The sequence below is a fragment of the Desulfitobacterium hafniense DCB-2 genome, assembly GCF_000021925.1.
GTDB lineage: Bacteria > Bacillota > Desulfitobacteriia > Desulfitobacteriales > Desulfitobacteriaceae > Desulfitobacterium > Desulfitobacterium hafniense.
In genome coordinates this window covers 3,055,849-3,074,036 of sequence record NC_011830.1, presented here as the reverse complement: position 1 = coordinate 3,074,036, position 18,188 = coordinate 3,055,849, and the positions used below count along the sequence as shown (strand labels likewise).

General features: G+C 47.6%; 20 protein-coding genes. 15 read left to right on the top strand and 5 right to left on the bottom strand.

Features of this window, described 5'->3' with window-relative positions:
• The first annotated feature begins 27 nt into the window (after positions 1–27).
• The 7 genes from DHAF_RS14285 to DHAF_RS14255 all read left to right on the top strand — a co-directional run bounded on the left by DHAF_RS14285 (position 28) and on the right by DHAF_RS14255 (position 7,241).
• On the top strand, positions 28–666 hold the full coding sequence (locus tag DHAF_RS14285; RefSeq protein WP_005816055.1) for an acetate uptake transporter family protein: 639 nt from the start codon (positions 28–30) through the stop codon (positions 664–666).
• 110 nt (positions 667–776) lie between these two features.
• Complete coding sequence (locus DHAF_RS14280; RefSeq protein WP_015944264.1) at positions 777–2,117, top strand: acetyl-CoA hydrolase/transferase family protein; 1,341 nt, start codon at positions 777–779, stop codon at positions 2,115–2,117.
• A gap of 55 nt (positions 2,118–2,172) precedes the next feature.
• Entirely contained in the window at positions 2,173–3,351 is a 1,179-nt protein-coding gene (locus tag DHAF_RS14275; RefSeq protein WP_011459846.1) for an acetyl-CoA C-acetyltransferase, read from the top strand.
• 10 nt (positions 3,352–3,361) lie between these two features.
• On the top strand, positions 3,362–4,144 hold the full coding sequence (locus DHAF_RS14270) for an enoyl-CoA hydratase-related protein (RefSeq protein WP_005816058.1): 783 nt from the start codon (positions 3,362–3,364) through the stop codon (positions 4,142–4,144).
• 108 nt (positions 4,145–4,252) lie between these two features.
• The gene (locus DHAF_RS14265; RefSeq protein ID WP_011459845.1) at positions 4,253–5,437 is read left to right on the top strand and encodes a M24 family metallopeptidase; all 1,185 of its coding nucleotides are present in this window, start codon (positions 4,253–4,255) and stop codon (positions 5,435–5,437) included.
• Positions 5,438–5,524: 87 nt separating this feature from the next.
• Entirely contained in the window at positions 5,525–6,697 is a 1,173-nt protein-coding gene (locus DHAF_RS14260) for an FUSC family protein (RefSeq protein ID WP_005816060.1), read from the top strand.
• 31 nt (positions 6,698–6,728) lie between these two features.
• Positions 6,729–7,241, top strand: coding sequence for a GNAT family N-acetyltransferase (locus tag DHAF_RS14255; RefSeq protein ID WP_005816061.1), 513 nt, complete (start codon positions 6,729–6,731; stop codon positions 7,239–7,241).
• An 81-nt stretch (positions 7,242–7,322) separates the two neighbouring features.
• Here DHAF_RS14255 and DHAF_RS14250 read toward each other — a convergent pair whose 3' ends face one another.
• Both DHAF_RS14250 and DHAF_RS14245 read right to left on the bottom strand, forming a co-directional pair.
• Positions 7,323–7,613, bottom strand: coding sequence for a DUF1294 domain-containing protein (locus tag DHAF_RS14250; RefSeq protein ID WP_015944263.1), 291 nt, complete (start codon positions 7,611–7,613; stop codon positions 7,323–7,325).
• A gap of 4 nt (positions 7,614–7,617) precedes the next feature.
• A complete protein-coding gene (locus DHAF_RS14245) occupies positions 7,618–7,920 on the bottom strand; it encodes a carboxymuconolactone decarboxylase family protein (protein WP_005816063.1) in 303 nt (100 codons plus the stop codon).
• A 146-nt stretch (positions 7,921–8,066) separates the two neighbouring features.
• On the opposite strand from DHAF_RS14245, the gene DHAF_RS26100 reads away from it, so the two are divergent.
• From DHAF_RS26100 to DHAF_RS14235, 3 genes are all read left to right on the top strand, one after another.
• Positions 8,067–8,204, top strand: coding sequence for a hypothetical protein (locus tag DHAF_RS26100; protein ID WP_015944262.1), 138 nt, complete (start codon positions 8,067–8,069; stop codon positions 8,202–8,204).
• Positions 8,205–8,441: 237 nt separating this feature from the next.
• Positions 8,442–10,229 (top strand): ABC transporter transmembrane domain-containing protein, encoded by a 1,788-nt coding sequence (locus DHAF_RS14240; RefSeq protein ID WP_015944261.1) that lies wholly within the window; start codon positions 8,442–8,444, stop codon positions 10,227–10,229.
• Positions 10,226–12,046: an ABC transporter ATP-binding protein gene (locus DHAF_RS14235; protein WP_015944260.1), complete on the top strand. Its 1,821-nt coding sequence runs from the start codon at positions 10,226–10,228 to the stop codon at positions 12,044–12,046. Before DHAF_RS14240 ends, DHAF_RS14235 begins: the two co-directional genes overlap by 4 nt.
• A gap of 171 nt (positions 12,047–12,217) precedes the next feature.
• Here the strand turns inward: DHAF_RS14235 and DHAF_RS14230 are convergent, their stop codons facing one another.
• Positions 12,218–13,093: a polymorphic toxin type 44 domain-containing protein gene (locus DHAF_RS14230; RefSeq protein WP_005816067.1), complete on the bottom strand. Its 876-nt coding sequence runs from the start codon at positions 13,091–13,093 to the stop codon at positions 12,218–12,220.
• Positions 13,094–13,714: 621 nt separating this feature from the next.
• Between DHAF_RS14230 and DHAF_RS26680 the strand changes: the two genes are divergently transcribed.
• Positions 13,715–13,906 (top strand): hypothetical protein, encoded by a 192-nt coding sequence (locus tag DHAF_RS26680; RefSeq protein ID WP_005816070.1) that lies wholly within the window; start codon positions 13,715–13,717, stop codon positions 13,904–13,906.
• A 115-nt stretch (positions 13,907–14,021) separates the two neighbouring features.
• Here the strand turns inward: DHAF_RS26680 and DHAF_RS14220 are convergent, their stop codons facing one another.
• Positions 14,022–14,327, bottom strand: coding sequence for a hypothetical protein (locus DHAF_RS14220; RefSeq protein WP_015944259.1), 306 nt, complete (start codon positions 14,325–14,327; stop codon positions 14,022–14,024).
• 151 nt (positions 14,328–14,478) lie between these two features.
• Positions 14,479–14,685, bottom strand: coding sequence for a PspC domain-containing protein (locus DHAF_RS14215; RefSeq protein ID WP_005816072.1), 207 nt, complete (start codon positions 14,683–14,685; stop codon positions 14,479–14,481).
• Between the two features lie 170 nt (positions 14,686–14,855).
• Between DHAF_RS14215 and DHAF_RS14210 the strand changes: the two genes are divergently transcribed.
• From DHAF_RS14210 to cls, 4 genes are all read left to right on the top strand, one after another.
• Positions 14,856–15,365 carry a spore coat protein gene (locus DHAF_RS14210; protein ID WP_015944258.1) on the top strand — a complete coding sequence of 170 codons (510 nt, stop codon included), beginning with the start codon at positions 14,856–14,858 and terminating at the stop codon, positions 15,363–15,365.
• 189 nt (positions 15,366–15,554) lie between these two features.
• Positions 15,555–16,085, top strand: coding sequence for a chromate transporter (locus tag DHAF_RS14205; RefSeq protein WP_011459839.1), 531 nt, complete (start codon positions 15,555–15,557; stop codon positions 16,083–16,085).
• Between the two features lie 18 nt (positions 16,086–16,103).
• Positions 16,104–16,646: a chromate transporter gene (locus tag DHAF_RS14200; protein WP_005816077.1), complete on the top strand. Its 543-nt coding sequence runs from the start codon at positions 16,104–16,106 to the stop codon at positions 16,644–16,646.
• 85 nt (positions 16,647–16,731) lie between these two features.
• Positions 16,732–18,168: a cardiolipin synthase gene (gene cls, locus DHAF_RS14195; protein WP_005816080.1), complete on the top strand. Its 1,437-nt coding sequence runs from the start codon at positions 16,732–16,734 to the stop codon at positions 18,166–18,168.
• The last annotated feature ends 20 nt before the right edge of the window (positions 18,169–18,188 follow it).

Below are 18,188 nucleotides of genomic sequence, written 5' to 3'. Positions count from 1 at the left end.
CAAAAAAGTAAGAGGGGAGATTATATTATGTCCAATAATAATGGAGGATGGGCAAATCCTTCGCCTGCAGGTCTGGTCGCTTTAGGGGTTGCGTGCTTTACTTTTTTCGCTTTGCTGAGCGGCAGGGTTACAGCGGGGGCCATGCCTCTGCTGGGGTGCTGGCTGATCGGTGGTTTTATTACGCAGGTCATTGTTGGTGCTATTGAGTTAAAAGAAGGCCAGATTCTTGGCGGCAACGTTTTCCTTTATTTTTCAGCATTCTTTATGCTGGTCGGAGGATTGGAGTTTTTTGTTAAGTATTTTGCTGCGGCGCAACAATGGTCAATACCCTTGGATACCCGCATTGACGGCTGGGCTTGGATCGTTCTTTCCTTTTGTCTGGTGCTCTGGACTCCGGCTTACTTCAAATCGACAAGTGTCTTAACCATGATCGTTATTCTGATTGATATCGCCGTTGTCCAGGTTGCTTTCCTCGATTTGGGAGTTCTCAGTCCTTCCTTCAAACCTTTTGCTGCTTACGCTCTGCTTTTTGCGGGAATTTTGGCCATGTATCTCTCGGCGGCCTTAATTCTCAATACCACTTACGGTAAAACGATACTTCCTCTCACGAAGCCTTGGGTCAAAGAAAAAACCGCTGCACCTGTTGGAAATGCTAAAAAAATGTAAGGCCATTATTGTTATCATTCGTTAATTATAGAGAATTTTGGATTAGGGTGGAGGAGCGTTTAAACAACCAACCAGTTGGTTGTCTAAGGGAGAATAAGGAGGGGCTGAATTTGAATAGTATAATTGAAGAGTATCAAAAGAAGCTGACTACGCCGGAAAAAGCTGTGAGTGTGGTTAAATCAGGGGATTGGGTGGATTATGGCTCCTTTACCGGTCAGCCCGTTGTCTTGGATAAAGCTTTGGCAGCTCGCAAGGATGAGCTTGAGGATGTAAAGATTCGGGCGGTCACGGCGGTGAGGATGCCTGAGGTGGTCAAGGTTGATCCGGAGGCCAGGCATTTCGTTTATAATAACTGGCATTTCAGCGGTTTAGACCGTAAATTGCACGATCAGGGGCTTTGCTGGTACAGCCCGATCATCTATAATGAACTGCCCAGCTATTACCGGCGTTTTCTTGAGGTGGACGTAGCCATGATTCCGGTGGCGCCCATGGATGAAAAAGGCTTTTTCAACTTCGGACCCCAGGTTTCTCATACCAAAGCCATGTTGGAAAAAGCAAAAATCATTATTTTCGAGGTGAACCCGAAAATACCCCGTTGCCTGGGCGGTCTGGAAGAGGCCCTGCATATTTCTGAAGTGGATTATATCGTGGAAACAGAATGGGATCTGCCCCAGATTCAACCCGTTCCCCCTACTGAGTTGGATAACAGAATTGCCGGATTTATTATGCCTGAACTTGTGGATGGAAGCTGCATTCAGCTGGGTATTGGCGGTATGCCTAATGCTATGGGTAAGATTATTGCTCAATCCGACCTTAAAGATTTAGGTGTCCATACCGAGATGATGACGGAAGCCTTTGTGGAAATGGTGGAAGCCGGACGTGTTACCGGTGCCCGCAAACAGATTGACAGATATAAACTAACCTATACTTTTTCCATGGGAACTCAGAAAACTTATGATTTTCTTCATAACAACCCCAGCTGCGCGATTTACCCTGTAGACTATGTGAACAATCCTTGGATCATCGCCAAGAATGATAAGGTTATCGCCATCAATAATTGCGTCGAAGTCGATTTATTCGGCCAAGTATGTTCAGAATCTTCTGGCACCCGTCAAATCAGCGGCACAGGCGGACAGGTGGATTTTACTTTAGGCGCCTACCATTCCCAAGGCGGTAAATCCTTTATCTGCCTGGAGTCCACCTACAAAGCGAAAAATGGCGAGATAAGATCGCGGATTAATCCTATCTTAACTCCTGGTGCTATCGTCACAACCCATCGCGCCATGGTTAATTATGTGGTGACTGAGCACGGCATTGTCAATTTGAAAGGGAAGTCCACCTGGGAACGTGCCGAAGCTTTGATCTCCATCGCTCACCCCGATTTCCGCGATAATCTGATTAAAGATGCAGAAAAAATGGGTATCTGGAGAAGAACCGCTAAGCTTGCTTAACACTGTCAGAAAGTAGAACCAAAATTTAGGTGTCATTACCTTGAGGAGGAACGTCATGAGAGAAGTAGTGATTGTCAGTGCTGTCCGTACACCCCTGGGGTCCTTTGGGGGAGCTTTAGAGAACTTTACAGGAGCCGAACTGGGAGCTATCGTGATCAAGGAAGCGATCAAACGGGCCGGAATCCTGCCTGCACAAGTGGAAGAAGTCATTATGGGGAATGTACTCAGTGCTGCGGCAGGTCAAAACCCTGCCCGACAAGCAGCAATTAAAGCAGGAATTCCTCAAGAAGTGCCCGCCTGGACCCTGAATAAGGTCTGCGGTTCCGGACTTAAATCGGTAATCTGTGGAGCCCAGGCCATCCTGGCCGGTGATGCGGATATTATTGTGGCCGGCGGCATGGAGTGCATGTCCTCATCGGCTTATGCTCTCCCTAAAGCAAGAAAAGGCTATCGGATGGGCAATGACAGCCTGGTGGATACCATGATCATGGATGGGTTAACCGATGCTTTCCATAATATTCACATGGGATTGACCGCCGAGAATATCGCTGAGCAGTTCCAGATTTCCCGGGAGGATCAGGATGCTTTGGCGCTGCGCAGTCAAAACCGGGCCGAGGCCGCGATCCAATCCGGATTATTCGATGAAGAGATTGTCGCTGTGGAAATTCCCCAAAAAAGAGGAGAGCCTCTGGTGTTCAGTCAGGATGAGTTTCCCCGTTTCGGCACCACTGCCGATACTTTGACCAAGCTGCGGCCGGCCTTTAAGAAAGAGGGTACGGTGACTGCGGGCAACGCTTCAGGGATCAATGACGGGGCTGCCGCAGTGGTGGTCATGTCCAAAGAGAAGGCTGAAGAATTGGGATTAGCAGTCCTGGCCAAAATCACTTCCTGGGCTTCTGCCGGGGTGGATCCTCTGATCATGGGGACCGGACCGATCCCTGCGACACGAAAAGCCTTGGCCAAAGCCGGACTGACTATTGCCGATATTGACCTGGTGGAGGCCAATGAAGCCTTTGCCGCCCAGGCCGCTATCGTTACCCGGGAGCTGGGACTGGATGTGGAAAAGACCAATGTCAACGGCGGTGCCATCGCCTTGGGGCACCCCATCGGTGCTTCCGGCACCCGCGTTCTGGTCACCCTTCTTCATGAATTGAAACGACGGGACGGACAGCGGGGGCTGGCCACCTTATGCATCGGCGGCGGTCAGGGCGTCAGCCTGATTGTAGAGAGATAGGGGGAGAACTATGACGTATTCGAATATCCTGGTTGATTATCAGGAGCAGATTGCCCTGGTGACGATCGATCGCCCCAAAGCCTTAAACGCGCTGAATACGCTGACCTTGCAGGAGCTCAGCCAGGTTGTTGAGGATTTGGCTAATAATTCCTCGGTACGGGTCGTGATTCTGACGGGAAGCGGTGAAAAGGCCTTTGTAGCCGGTGCCGATATCGCCGAAATGAACATGAAAACCCCGCTGGAAGCAAGGACGTTCAGCCAATTAGGCCAAAAGCTGATGAATCAGATTGAAAGCCTGCCCCAACCGGTCATTGCCGCCATCAATGGTTTTGCCCTGGGTGGAGGTCTGGAATTGGCGATGGCTTGCGATATTCGCCTGGCCAGTGAGAAGGCCCGCTTCGGGCAGCCGGAAGTAAACCTGGGTATACCGGCAGGCTTTGGCGGCACCCAACGGCTTCCCCGCTTGGTAGGCAGCGGACGGGCCAGTGAAATTCTCCTCACAGCCGAGCTGTTTGATGCTCAGGAGGCCTTCCGCATGGGTCTGGTTAACCGGGTTTATCCCAAAGAAGAGCTTCAGGAACAAGCTCTGGCTATGGCCAGGAAGATCGCCGCCAAAGCTCCCGTCGCCATACAATTAACCAAAAGCGCCATTTATAAAGGGGCCAATATGGATCTGATCAGTGGACAAGATTATGAAGCCGAGGTTTTTGCTTTGGCCTTCCATACTGAAGACCGCAAGGCGGGCTTTAAAGCCTTTCTCGAGAAAAGCCAGACTGAATTCCAGGGGCGGTAAGGAAGAGCAGCTTAGAACCTCTTGGTTTAGAGAGGAAATAGTAAACATTCTATAGAATACTAACCCAGGGCACGACCTGGGTTTATTTTCTTATAGGAGGGTGATGGGATGTTTTCAAAATCTGAATATGAACGCCGCCTTAAAGGATTTCAAGCTATCCTGGCGCAACAGGAAATAGAAGGGGCACTTTTGGTGCAGCGGGCAGATACCCTCTATTTTACGGGGACGGCCCAAAACCTCCATCTCTATATACCCCGGACAGGGAAGCCGCTGCTGCTGGTTTATCGGAATATGGAAAGAGTTTTGGCTGAATCCCCTTGGGAGGCTTTTCCACTGACCGGCATGTCTAAACTGCCTGAACTGATCATGGAACATGGGCATCCCCTTCCCAAGGTGATGGGGCTGGAGTATGATGTTTTGCCTGTCGCCAACTATCTTCGCTATGAAAAGCTCTTCAGCCAAACAAAGCTGATGGATATTTCCTATCCGCTGCGGCTTTTCCGGGCTGTGAAATCTGCAGAGGAGATCGCCAGGCTTGAAGAAAATGGACGGGTCTATGCCCAGCTCTTAGAGTATGCTTCTACAGTGCTCCGTCCCGGCATGACTGAAATTGAGCTGGAAGGTCTGCTGGAGGCTAAGGCGAGAACGCTGGGGCATGAAACCATGCTGCGCACCCGGGCCTTTGGCTTTGAATTTCATTTCGGCGGGGTGGTGGCTGGACCCCAAGGGGCAATTTCCGGCTACTTCGATGGGCCGGTTACCGGCCTGGGCGCATCTTATGCCCATCCCCTGGGGCCTTCCCATTCCCCTATTCAGGCCGGGGATATGGTCATGATGGATTTAGTTATTGCCCAGGAAGGGTATCAGGCGGACGCCACCAGAATGCTGGTGATCGGGGAGCCTTCGCAAAAAATGGCGGAAGCCTATCAGCTCAGCTGTGAAATTCAGGAGCGGGCCCGCCTGGCTCTTATCCCCGGGCGCAAAACCGGGGATGTCTATGCCGAACTAGTGGACTGGGTGGAAAGAGAGACTCCATATGCCGGGAATTTTATGGGGTATGGGCAGAATCGGGTCCGCTTCATCGGCCATGGGGTGGGGCTGGAGTTGGATGAACTTCCGACCATCAGCAAAGGCGCTCAGGAGATCCTGGCTCCGGGAATGACCATAGCTGTCGAACCCAAATTTATCTTTCCCGGGGAAGGGGCCGTGGGTGTAGAGGATACCCTCGTTATTGAAGGAGAAAAGGGGGCCCGTTTTCTTACCCATGCCCCCAAATCCATCCTCAGAGTTTAGAGATAAAAGCTTGAATTCAGGCCCTTTTCTGTCGGATTTCTTAACTTGCCAAAGTATGGGTTCGGATCTATACTCTAGTTACACAAATTGAGGGAAGGGGGATTTTCCCTGTTTTCTAAGCTTAAAACTTGGTTTGGTCCAAGAATTCTTAAGACCGGACTGGGAGTAACCATTGCCATATTAATCTGCCAGATAGCTTCAGTGGGGCCGGCCAGCTTTGCCGCCATTACGGTGGTCATCAATATGCAGCCTTCCGTGAGCAAAGCCCTTTCTAACGCCTGGGAACAGATCGCTGTTAATATTGTAGCTGTGGTACTGGCTATTGCGGTGGGGCTGACCGTGGGAAGCAACCCTTATATCATCGGCTTGGTTGTTATCCTAATGATCGCCGCTTCCAACCGTATGGGGTGGCATGGTGTGAATTTAGGGATCGTATCCATCATCTTCATCCTGGATGCTCCTCCCGACCAATTCCTGGAACATGCTATTTCCCGGGCTTTGTGCATTTTTATTGGCTTGGTGGTAGCTCTTACCATCAATCGGGTGCTTGCTCCGCCCCGCTATAAAAAGAATTTCCGCAAAAAATTATATGCCCTTGTCTATGACTCATCGGAGTTCTTTTTGGACAGCCTTAAGCATTATGTGGATTCGACATCCTTCAACAGCTATGAAAAGGTAAAACCAACCTTGCTGGAAAAGCAGTTGGAAGAAGTGACAGAGCTTTACGAACACGCCCGGGAGGAATTCAGCTCCAAAGACAAAATGCAGCTTATGGAGCGGCTTCTGGAGCTGTGCCGGGGATTTATCGAGCGTGGGGAAAACATCGAAGAAATGACCCGTCAAAGAGTGAAACGGCGCCAGGCCCCTGATTCTCCTCCCCAAATGGGTCAGGGAATAAGCAAGGAATTCCAAAATCTTTTGGATTATATCCTGGTTGGCAAAGGGATCCTGGGAGCACTGCGGGATAGTTTGTACCTCAGCTTTACCTATGTTCCGGCCACGCCGCTGCAAACCCTTGATCAGGATTTTTGGAATGAGTTTGATCTAAGGATGGATCAGTGGCAAAAGCATTTCAGCGGCGTGTACTTTCTGCGGGCCACCATGGAAGTGGCTGTGGTGGCCACGGAAATGCGCTGGGCATCCAAGCGGATGAGAAGCAGTTACGAGCTGAGCATTAAGAAGAACGATTTGCAGCCTTTGGAAGAATCCAAGCAGTTCCTGCAGGAAAATCCGGGTGTTTCCGGCGGCCCTAAGGAATAAGTGGATTGACAAAGGATGATTGGGGTAGAAAATGAATATAAGCTATCGTGTGCCTGCAGCGGATGAGATGGAGAAAATCAGTGAACAGATCATGATCAGTTACGTATCAGCCTACGACGGGCTGATGGACAGGGCGTATTTGTCTTCGCTGGAAGCCGATCATTGGCTGCCCATTCTAGAGGAGAGTGCGGGCAAAGGAGATATTTGCCTCATCGCGGAATCTGAGGGAAAGATCATTGGCAGCACCGTGTTCAGCATCGTCCATGAGGGGAAAGATATCTATGCGGAATGGCATGCCTTTTATTTGCTGCCGGAGTATATCAGTCTCGGCCTGGGCCATTCATTTTATCAGAGGATAGAGGAAGAAATGCTGAAGCAGGGATGTGAGTTTTGTATTCTGGAAGTATTATCCTCCAATCAGCGTGCCATACGATTTTATCTGTCTCATGGTTTTAGCAGGACAGAAACCTTTACCGTTCAGGAATACGGAATGATACTTTCCTGTGACAAAATGAGAAAAGACTTTAAAGGCTATCCTGTATAATCACTAATAAAGGCGTCCTGCCCCCACTATTATAGTGAAGGGAGGACGCCTTTGGCTAATTCATGCTCATTAATTCATGCCCTAAAGAGAAAGGTGCTGCCCCAGCACATACATCACCAATACATTCCAGACCAAAAGCAGGGGGATTCCCAATACAAAGGTAGTGTGCCTGGTTTTGTGCCGGAAAATCTGCATGCCCAGCCAAGCTCCCAGAGCCCCGCCCAGAAAAGCCAGGATAAAGAACCACTTTTCCGGAATGCGCCGGCCCCTGTTGCGGGCCTGGTTTTTATCCCATCCCATCAGCAAAAAGCCAATGGCGTTGATGATCAGATAAGCCATCCCCAATGGCCAAAGATTAAGCAAATCAGTCAAGAAGCTACTCCTTTTTCTCGAAGGCAGCGAAAGATGTTGTTAAGACGGAACAACCGGCAGTAAAGTAGGCCAGGCGCAATGTGTCGGCGATTTCCTGCTCCGAGATTCCTAACTGGCGGGCTTGATTGGCCAGGCTGGCCACTCCTGCCGAGGCTCCTAAGACGGTATCAAGGGCCAGAGCGATTAAAGTCCTGGTCTTCTCATCAAGGCTGTTCTCCTGAAAAGCGAGAGCAGCTATGTTGCCGATTTCTTGGGCGAAGGTGGGATCATATCCTGCCAGGGGTTTTAAGAAAGGGGGCAATGCCATAAAAAAAACCTCCAATTCACTTTATTTACCACTACTTTATAACTAAACGGGGAAGAAAGCAAAAGAAATTGTCCGGATATTATTTTTTTCTTCTCAGGGTATTCTATAGAGGATAGTAAAACTAAAAGCGGAAAAGGAGGAGTTGTATGTCCAAGCCCAAAGAAAAGAAAAATGCCGTCGAGGTTATACGCAAGAAGGATCTGAACCCGGGAGATAAAATTCCTCCCTTTGCTGCTCACGACAATGACAAGATCGGTCAAGGCCATTCCAAAGAGCGGACTTAAAGGTTGCTGAGAATTATATTCTTGACAAAATTCTCCCCGGAGAGTAAACTGAGACACGAGCTGACATTGAGACGCACTTTTTTAAGTGCACGCGAACAATGGAAAAACACCTGCTTATGGACGGCAGGTGTTTTTATATGCATTAATCTGTAGGACTTATTTCCAAACTATGCTATTATGTTTTCGTATGTTCTCTAAAGGGCAAAAGCGTTGATTTTTTTTCGAATGGGGTGGCCTATGCGTTTATTTATAGATTTAATGTGGTTTTTTAAGAAGGAAAAATTGAGTTATATTACCGGAATTATGCTGCTCATCGTCCTAGCAGCCATCAATCTTTGCCCGCCCTATATTGTCGGCAGGGTCGTGGATGGAGTAACCAACCGGACCTTAACCCCGGAAATCCTTTGGCCTTGGCTCTTGATCCTCTGCGGCCTGGGTATTTTATCCTACATCCTTCGCTACAGCTGGCGTATCCTGATTTTCGGAGCGGCGGCCCGCTTAAGCCGGTTGCTGCGCCAACAGCTTTTTAAGCATTTTACCCGTATGTCACCCAGCTTTTATCAAAAGTACCGGACCGGGGATTTGATGGCCCATGCTACCAATGATATTCAAGCCATTGAAACCACTGCCGGGATGGGGGTACTTACCTTGGTGGACTCCCTGGTCACAGGCGGTTTTGTCGTCTTCTCCATGGCCGCTTTCCTAAGCTGGAAATTGACCCTCATTACTTTGCTGCCTATGCCGGTTATGGCCTGGGTCTCCAGTTATTACGGCACATTGCTTCATGAGCGTTTCTTCAAGGCTCAGGAGGCTTTCGGCGATCTTAATGATAAGGTTCAGGAAAATATCTCCGGAGTACGTGTCGTGAAAGCCTTTGGTCAGGAAGAAGTGGAGATTGAGTCCTTCCGCAGGCTGTCCGATGATGTAGTCAAAAAGAATCAGGCGGTGGCTGTGGTGGATTCCCTCTATGATCCGTCGATTATGCTGATTGTGGGACTATCCTTTTTTCTGGCCGTTTCCTTTGGCGCCTATGAAGTGATCCATCTCCGGCTGACCCTGGGCCAGCTTACTCAATTCACCCTTTATCTGGGACAGTTTATTTGGCCGATGCTGGCCTTTGGCTGGCTGTTCAATATTATGGAACGGGGCAGAGCTTCCTATGATCGGGTGCAGGCTTTGCTGGGGGTGGAGTCCGAGGTTCAGGATCAGGTTTCCCTACAGGGAGCCCCTGACGGAAGCAGGGCAGAGCTTAGGCAAAGTGTTAAGGGGGATATTTACTGCGCTCTTGAGCAATTTACCTATCCCGGTCAGACCAAGCCCGAGCTGAAAAGGATCCATTTCACCCTTAAAGAAGGGCAGACCCTGGGCATCGTGGGCAAGACCGGCAGCGGCAAAACCACCCTTTTCCGGGTCCTCCTTCGTGAGTTTGCGGGAATGACAGGAGAAATTCGTATTGGCGGTGTCTCTATTGAGGAGATCCCTTTGGATAGCTTGCGGGGAATCTTTGGTTATGTCCCCCAGGAACACTTTCTTTTTTCCACCACCCTGGCCGAAAATATTGCTTTGGGGAAACCCCAGGCCCAGCTCTCGGAAATTGAGAAGGCTGCTAAAACAGCTTGTATTCATGAAGATATCCAGCGGTTTGAAGCGGCCTATGGGACCCTGGTCGGGGATCGGGGAGTCACCTTATCAGGAGGGCAAAAACAGCGGATTTCCATTGCCCGAGCTTTGCTGCTCGATCCAAAAATATTGATTCTTGATGACTCTTTATCGGCTGTGGATGCCAAGACGGAAAAACAAATCCTCCTGGAGCTTAAGGGCAACCGCAGTCAAAAAACCACCTTGATCTCGGCCCACCGCCTCAGTGCGGTTGAGCATGCCGATTTGATTTTGGTCCTTCAGAATGGAGAAATAATAGAGCGGGGCAGCCATGCCGAATTAATGGAGCATCAGGGCTGGTATGCTGAAACCTATCAGGCTCAGCAACTGGAAAGTTTGATCGAAGAGGGAGGCGGACTGGCATGAGCACCCTTATCTCCGAAGAGTTGGAACATAAAGCCGGTCTCAGCGGACAGGGCGGGACCATCCTCAGGCTCCTTGCCTATTTAAAACCCCATCTTAAACCCCTGGCTTTTGCCTTTGCCTTGCTCGTTGCGGGTACCGCGGCCGATGTAGCCGGACCTGTACTGATCAAGATCTTTTTGGATGATTACCTGACCCCTGGACGTCTGGAACCTCTGGCTTTAACAATCCTGGGCGGCGGGTATCTGCTGCTGGTCATCTTAGCTTCTTTCCTTCAATATCACCAATTGGTTCGTTTCAATAAAATCGCCTTGCTGGTTATTCAACAAATCAGGGTGGATATTTTCACTAAGGTTCAGTATTTGGCCATGAGTGTCTTTGACCGGACTCCGGCGGGAGCTTTAGTCTCCAGGGTCACCAATGATACGGAGGCGATTAAGGAACTTTATATCGGCGTGCTCTCAACCTATGTTCAGAACATTGTCTTTCTGCTGGGCATATTTATTGCCATGTTCAGCCTGGATGTGCGGTTAGCGGCCTTCTGCCTGGTGCTGCTCCCCGTCATCGTTGTTTTGATGCAAATCTACCGCAGGATCAGCTCCAAGATATACAGGATCTCCCGGGCGGAGCTGGGCAGGTTGAATGCTATACTCAATGAGTCCATCCAAGGCATGAATATCATCCAAATCATGAGACAGGAAGAAACCTTTCAAAAGAAATTTGCCGGTATTAACGAGAAGTATTACGGTGCGGCCATTGCCAATATTAAACTGGAAAGCACCCTGATGCGCCCGGCCGTGGATCTGCTCTATACCCTGGCGCTGATTTTGGTTCTGGGTTTCTTTGGTCTGGAATCCATCATTGGTCCGGTGGAAGTGGGAGTGCTCTATGCCTTTATCAATTATCTGGATCGTTTTATCGACCCGGTGAATATGATCTTAATGCGCCTTTCTCAGCTTCAGCAGGCGATTATCGCCGCGGAAAGGGTCTTTGAAGTGCTGGATGACGGGCGAACCACCACAGCCCTTGGCCTGAATGCTGTTCAGGAAGCCGGTGATCCTCCTGCTCCTGGTATCGAAAAAGGTGAGATTGAATTTCGCAATGTCAGTTTTTCCTATGATGGTGTCACTGAAGTCTTAAAAAACATCTCCTTTACGGTTCACCCTGGGGAGACGGTAGCTTTAGTCGGCCATACCGGCAGCGGGAAAAGCACGATTTCCAATCTCTTAATGAAATTTTACCCGGTTAATCAAGGGGAAATCTTGATTGATGGTATATCCTTGCATGACTTTTCCCAGGAGGAGCTGCGTACCCAGATTGGTCTTGTCGCTCAGGATCCTTTCCTCTTTGTCGGAGATATTGCCAACAATATTGCCCTGAACCGACCTGCGGTCGGGGAGAGAGAGGTCAAGGCGGCGGCAGAATTTGTGGAGGCTGATCAATTCATTACCAAGCTGGGGCAGGGATATCAGGAACCTGTCAGTGAAAGGGGCTCCACACTCTCCAGTGGTCAACGGCAGCTTATCTGCTTTGCCCGCACCATTGCCGGAGAACCTAAAATTCTTATTCTCGATGAAGCCACCGCCAGTGTGGATACAGAGACAGAGGAGGCTATTCAAACCGCCTTAAACAAAATGCGCCAAGGGCGCAGTACCATCGCTATTGCTCATCGGCTTTCCACCATACAGGATGCCGATCTTATCCTTGTTTTGCATCAGGGACAAATAGTCGAGCGAGGCAATCATAACGAACTCCTCGCTCAAAAAGGCCTGTATTACAAAATGTTTCTGCTTCAACAAGGGGCAGGCAAAGGTTATTGATCCTCAGGCTGCCGGTGGGCACTTCCTTTGCAAAGTAAAAAGCAACTCTGTCTTTAGACGGAGTTGCTTTTTACTTTGCATTATTACCTTCTTTAATGACCTCTGATATCGTGTTGTGTCACGGAAGTGATTATAGATCGGATGGCCGCCTTGCTTATTATACGTTTGCAATTATGACGGATTCTCATTATAACCTTGTGTTATATCTGCTTTATCCTGTGCATCATCAAAGCCGTGACCAGTTAAAATACTGACTGCATCACCGGCATCGAGCAATACACTCAACGGAAATATAACTTTTCCAGTAAAGCCATAATTATAATTACCAAACCATTCGCTTGTTTTTACTGAAGTACCATATCTTTGAACTGCCCACCATTCTTTATAATAAGGTGTATAACCTGGAACTGATTTATAGTCCCATGGCCCCTTTGGTTGAACTTTGGCAACAAAAAATCCAGTTGTGGCAGAGAGAGCACCGTAAGGATTATAAATCAATTGAGTGTTATAGTAATCTGTAAGTGTTCTCTTGTTTGTTGTAGCTATTGAAAAGGCATATAATGTGGGGACATCAGGAGATGATTGCACAATCAGATTATTGGGTTGTGGATCAAATCTATTACCACTATATATGCCACTTTTTAATAATTGCGTATCTCGCTCAACAATTATCTTTGTGACTTCATCTTGAGTCTTGGCCGTTACCTCAAACTCATTACTAATGGATACTACTCCAAGTTTAATTAAATCGTTAAGATTTTCTATACTTTGAGCATATTCAGTAAATATGTTCACATCAACCTCGAGCGTAGCAGCGTCTGTATTGAGAGTAATGGTTCCATCTGGGTTTAAAATAACAAAGTCTTCTTTTATAGCCTTAGCATGTATTTCTCTGATTTCTGTCAATTCATTTTGAGTATACACATTGGATTCTTGGGTAAATTGTTCATCTGTATGAACCTGTGTGGTCGGGGCAGCTACTGCAACACTACTAAAAAGAAAAATACCTAAAACCATGAGAATAAATAATTTTGGGATTTTTTTCATTTACATTCTCCTCCTCTTGAGTAATAATATAACTGTACTGTAATTATATTACCTCATTTTCATTTTATTGTAAAAGGTGGATTATGTTGCTAATAATTAAAATTAACTTTTTCGCATTTCTATATGCGCTACTTTTGTTTATCGAGACAGAATTACTCCTAAACTCATATCGATTACACAGAATGTTATCTTGGTTTAATGTTAAAACAAATGTATTATTAGGTTGTGTAATTTTTATAGTTTTGACTATTATTTTTTATTCAATAACAACTAAATACTTGGATACAGGAAAATTTAGATACTTTTTGACAGTTCTTTGGATTCCGTATTATATTATTCTTGTTCTTCTATTTGCACATTTAGTACCTATTACTTATCCCGGGGACGAACCACTTGGGGGAGTTGCTTTTATAATACTTGGCATGTTTTTTATCTTCCCTTTATATGTTGCTGCTATTACTGCGATAGGTACAAAAGATTAATCAAAAATCGAGTAGGAGGGAGTGACTAACCCCCGTCCTCTTACACCACTGTCTCTGCGGCTGGAACGGGGATTCGGCGCGGACCTGCACCTATACGCCATAGCAAATCAGTCATTACCGCGGCTGGATATCCGGCCCCTTGCTTGACCGCCTTGATCTTCATATTGAAGTTCCCTGGGTGGAGTTTAAGGAGCTTCACCGCTCTCCGGTAAGTGAAACTTCAGTAGATGTTCAAAAACGCGTTCTTATAAGCTCGTCAATGCCAATGGGCACGCTTGGGAGAAAGCCGAACCTGGAATTGTCCTTTTTGCGGTTATATGCAATCCCATAAAGGAGTTTTGATTCTTGGCAGCATACTGGTAAGTTGTATTATTCAATTCATTTCATATCACATCGCCGTCATTCTCTATCGCAAACGAAAATGAAGGGTGGTCACGCAGCATGACTCAATGGTTTGGGGATGCGTAGTCCACCATGGCCTGATTGAGGGGAATAAAATCGGCACTGATTTCAGGTGCTTCCAGCCACTGGCTGGAGGGGGAAGCAGGATTAAAGTAATCCACGAATTCCCGGAAGTTTTCGCCGGAGTAAGCTTCGCGAAATCCCTGCAGATTAAAATGAGCCACAAAGTTGCAGTTCAGGTTGAGATGATAGTAGAGTTCTTTATTGATAAGTCCGGCGTTTTGTTTATCGATGACTTTCTTAAAATTGGTAAAGACTTTTTGTTGTTGTTCCTCCGACATTCTGTACATCGTATTCCTCCCGATTCAACTATTCCTTAACTTTAAGATCGCATCCTTAATTTAACCCATTTGCAGCAAAGTGATTCTTAACTTCAGATGGAGTTTGCCAAAAAGAAATGCCCTCTTGAATGTTTGCATCAAGAGGGCATTCGAAACCGAATCATGGGTTTAAGTATCTATGATCGGGATTCTTGGGTATAACAATCCAGGCAATCAGGTAGGCAAAGAAGCCCATACCTGCACCAAAGATGGCAATAACAACCGCCAGCCTAATCAGGGTCGGGTCCACATCAAAATACTCACCCAAACCACCGCATACCCCGGCCAACATCTTTTCCCTTCCTGAGCGGTAAAGGCGCTTTTCCATATTAATATCCCCCTCCCGTAATCCATAATTTTGTTTCTCTACTCTAAAGTACGTGGGAGCAAGAGAAAAGTTTCGGTGCAAAACGTTCAATGCTAAATAATTCTCCCGGGAAATACATAGTTTCCGGTTATTGGTCAACACTAGGGTTAATATTTTAGGGAGGTGTCTTCATGCAAGTTCAACTCAGTCAAAAGGAGCAAATGCTTCTTAAAGACTTAAAAGGTCACGAAGAATTATGTGTCGAAAAATATAGTAAATATGCCAAGGAAGCCGAATGTTCAAATCTCAGTCAAATGTTCCAGAACCTTGCTTCCCGTGAACAGCAGCACTATAATACCATCAGCCAGATCATGACCGGTCAGATTCCGTCCATGAATCAAGGTCAGGGGCAGCAGTCCCAAGGACAACAGGCTCAGGGTATGCAAGGACAATCCGGCAGTCAGGGATTGTCCGGGATGCAGTCTCAAGGGAGCAATAGCTACAGCCAAAAAGATTTTAATATGCTCAGCGATATGCTGGCCACTGAAAAATATGTCTCTGGAACCTATGATACTTCAATTTTTGAATTCCAGGACACCAATCTCAGGCAAATTCTCAATCATATTCAAAAAGAAGAGCAGGAACATGGTGAAGAAATCTTTAACTATATGCATTCTCACGGCATGTACCCTGTTCAGTAAGGTTTTGGTAAGTAACGGAAAAGTAATGCAAAGATAAGGTCAAAACCGGATAAGGCGACCAGAAGAGGCTGTTGTATCAAGGAACTTTAGGGTTCATTTGTACAACAGCCCTTTTTCCTTTTTGATGTTCTCAATTGAGTGGGACTTTGTTATAATGATAACCATGTGAAAGGTTTTCAGGATGAGGAGATGAAATCGTTGGAACAACTACTGGATATCTTTCTGGCGTTTTTCCGCGCCAGCAATTTGGCCTTTGGTGGTGGTCCGGCCATCATTCCGCTGATTCAGGCAGAAGTGATCAATCATGGTTGGATGACCTTGGAGCAGTTCTCGGAAGGTTTGGCTATTGCAACTTCCTTGCCAGGCCCTATCGCCGCCCTTTTATCCGGGTATGTAGGTTACCATGTGGCGGGATGGCCGGGAGTATTGGCAGCCTTGCTGGGCACCTTGGCTCTTACCTCTATTCTGGTCATTGCTTTAACAGGCTTTTTGATGAAGCATAATAATTCTCCTGTACTTAAAGGGGCCTTAACCGGGGTTCGCCCTCTGGTGGCGGTTCTGGTGGCCAAGACAGCTTTCGATATGGGCTTAAGCGCCTTTCCAAGCATGTGGAGCTGGGTCATAGCCGGTGCGGCCATGATCTGCCTTTATAAGTTGAAGCTGCACCCGGGAATTGTAATTATCCTATCCATGGTCTTTGGACTTTTGGTCTTTCAGTAAGGATATTGAGGTGATGACATGATAAAAAAGTTATGGGAAGTGTTTATTGGCTGTGCCCGTGCCACCAATTTAGGTTTTGGCGGAGGTCCGGCCATGATCCCCTTAATTCAGCGGGAGGCGGTTACCCGCTATAAATGGCTGACCGATGAGGAATTCGCCGATGCCCTGGCCATTGGCAACTCCTTGCCGGGTCCTATTGCCACCAAGCTGGCAAGCTATATGGGATATAAGGTTGCCGGCTGGCCCGGTGCTTTGGCAGGACTTTTGGGAACCCTCCTTTCCACCTTTGTGATTGTGATTTTGGGAGATCTATTGATAAGATACTCCCATACGCCGGCGTTAAGTGCCGCGCTCACCGCTGTAAGACCGGTCGTGGTGGTTTTAATCGCCCAGTCGGCCTATGATCTGGGCAAAAAGGCCTTCCCGAAAAAATACCGCAGTACCTGGGCCGTAGCCGTAGTAGCCCTGGCCATCTTATTTATGACCAAGATTCATCCCGGTATCCTCGTGATCTGTGCTATGATTTTTGGCTATATTGCTTATGGGAGAAAGAAGGATTAAGCTTTAAAAAGCAGCTTCGCATTGAAGCTGCTTTTTTTTGTCATACTATTGTCATACCAAATGAAAGAAACGGTGTCAGGACAAGGTGATTAAATTGATAAAACTTATGATCGGTTCAGCCCTGTTAGCCCTTTCACTGGCGCTGCTTATAATTTGCTTAGAAAAGAAGAATCCGGAAAAGACCGCCGCCTGGCTGTCTTTTCTGGCCCTCAATCCTCTGCTGGGGATGATGATCTACCTGGTTTTCGGCTGCACCCCGCTTAAAAAAAGCTTATTCCGATCCAAACATATGCCCGGGGAGCAATTGCCCGCTTTAGCGCATCAGCAAAAGCAGGCCTTCTCTGAAAATGAGATCTATATCCAGGAGTCCATAGACGCTAAAGGTCTGTCAAGGCTTTTATTAGGAAAGGCTTTTGCGCCTTTATCCCGGAATAATTCCCTTACCCTTCTCCACAACGGAGACGCAAAATTTGCGGCTCTGCTTGAGGATTTAGAAAAAGCTCAGGATCATATTCATATGGAATATTATATTTTTCATGACGATGCCATTGGCAGGAGGGTTCAGCAGATCCTGATCCGCAAAGCCGGTGAGGGTATAAAGATACGTTTGATGTTTGACGGGCTGGGCAGCCGCAGCCTCGCTAAGAATTTTCTCAGGGAGCTGAGAGCTGCCGGAATAGAGCTGCAGTGGTTTTTGCCCCTGCGTTTTCCCCGGGCCTTCTTGACCCTGAACTATCGCAATCATCGCAAACTGGTGGTTATTGACGGCAGGATTGGCTATCTGGGCGGCATCAATATTGGGGATGAATACTTGTCCCGAAGCGCTAAGTACGGATTTTGGCGGGACACCCATCTGCGCCTGGAAGGGACCAGTGTGCACACCATTCAGGAGACTTTTTTCAATGATTGGTATTATCTCACAGGGGAAATCCATAGGGACCCTCGTTATTTTCCCAAGGAGCGGGAGGATGGGGAAATGCTGGTCCAAATTATTGGCGGGGGACCGGATTCCCACTATGAATCCATCAAGGAACTCTTCTTCACGATGTTAAGCACAGCGCAAAAGGAGATCGTGGTGACGACCCCTTACTTTATACCGGATGAAAGTATGATCATGGCCCTGAAAACCGCGGCCTCCAGAGGGGTAGCCGTCAAAATCATCCTTCAGGGAAAACCTGATCATAAGCTTCCTTATCTGGCCTCATCCTCCTATTTCCGCGATTTGATCCCGTCGGGTGTGGAGATCTATCGCTACCAAAAGGGGATCCTGCACAGCAAGGTATTAACAGTTGATCAAGAGATAGGTGTGGTGGGCTCCGCCAATTTTGACATACGGAGTTTTCAAATAGACTTCGAACTAAGTGCGGTGATCTTCGGCTCTGATTTTGCAGAGAAGCTGGTTCGCGACCAAGAGCAGGATCTTCAGGACAGCCTGCAGATAACCCAGCAGGATCTGCAAAGCAGAACTCCGCTGTTGTCTTTGCAAATCGCTTTAGCCCGTCTTCTTTCACCTTTGCTCTAGTGGTCTGCAGCATCTGTTAC

Coding starts and splice junctions, on each gene's coding strand:
- DHAF_RS14285 (WP_005816055.1), top strand. CDS start 28: ATGTCCAATAATAATGGAGGATGGGCAAATCCTTCGCCTGCAGGTCTG.
- DHAF_RS14275 (WP_011459846.1), top strand. CDS start 2,173: ATGAGAGAAGTAGTGATTGTCAGTGCTGTCCGTACACCCCTGGGGTCC.
- DHAF_RS14270 (WP_005816058.1), top strand. CDS start 3,362: ATGACGTATTCGAATATCCTGGTTGATTATCAGGAGCAGATTGCCCTG.
- DHAF_RS14265 (WP_011459845.1), top strand. CDS start 4,253: ATGTTTTCAAAATCTGAATATGAACGCCGCCTTAAAGGATTTCAAGCT.
- DHAF_RS14255 (WP_005816061.1), top strand. CDS start 6,729: ATGAATATAAGCTATCGTGTGCCTGCAGCGGATGAGATGGAGAAAATC.
- DHAF_RS14245 (WP_005816063.1), bottom strand. CDS start 7,920: ATGGCATTGCCCCCTTTCTTAAAACCCCTGGCAGGATATGATCCCACC.
- DHAF_RS26100 (WP_015944262.1), top strand. CDS start 8,067: ATGTCCAAGCCCAAAGAAAAGAAAAATGCCGTCGAGGTTATACGCAAG.
- DHAF_RS14240 (WP_015944261.1), top strand. CDS start 8,442: ATGCGTTTATTTATAGATTTAATGTGGTTTTTTAAGAAGGAAAAATTG.
- DHAF_RS14235 (WP_015944260.1), top strand. CDS start 10,226: ATGAGCACCCTTATCTCCGAAGAGTTGGAACATAAAGCCGGTCTCAGC.
- DHAF_RS14230 (WP_005816067.1), bottom strand. CDS start 13,093: ATGAAAAAAATCCCAAAATTATTTATTCTCATGGTTTTAGGTATTTTT.
- DHAF_RS14220 (WP_015944259.1), bottom strand. CDS start 14,327: ATGTACAGAATGTCGGAGGAACAACAACAAAAAGTCTTTACCAATTTT.
- DHAF_RS14215 (WP_005816072.1), bottom strand. CDS start 14,685: ATGGAAAAGCGCCTTTACCGCTCAGGAAGGGAAAAGATGTTGGCCGGG.
- DHAF_RS14210 (WP_015944258.1), top strand. CDS start 14,856: ATGCAAGTTCAACTCAGTCAAAAGGAGCAAATGCTTCTTAAAGACTTA.
- DHAF_RS14205 (WP_011459839.1), top strand. CDS start 15,555: ATGAAATCGTTGGAACAACTACTGGATATCTTTCTGGCGTTTTTCCGC.
- DHAF_RS14200 (WP_005816077.1), top strand. CDS start 16,104: ATGATAAAAAAGTTATGGGAAGTGTTTATTGGCTGTGCCCGTGCCACC.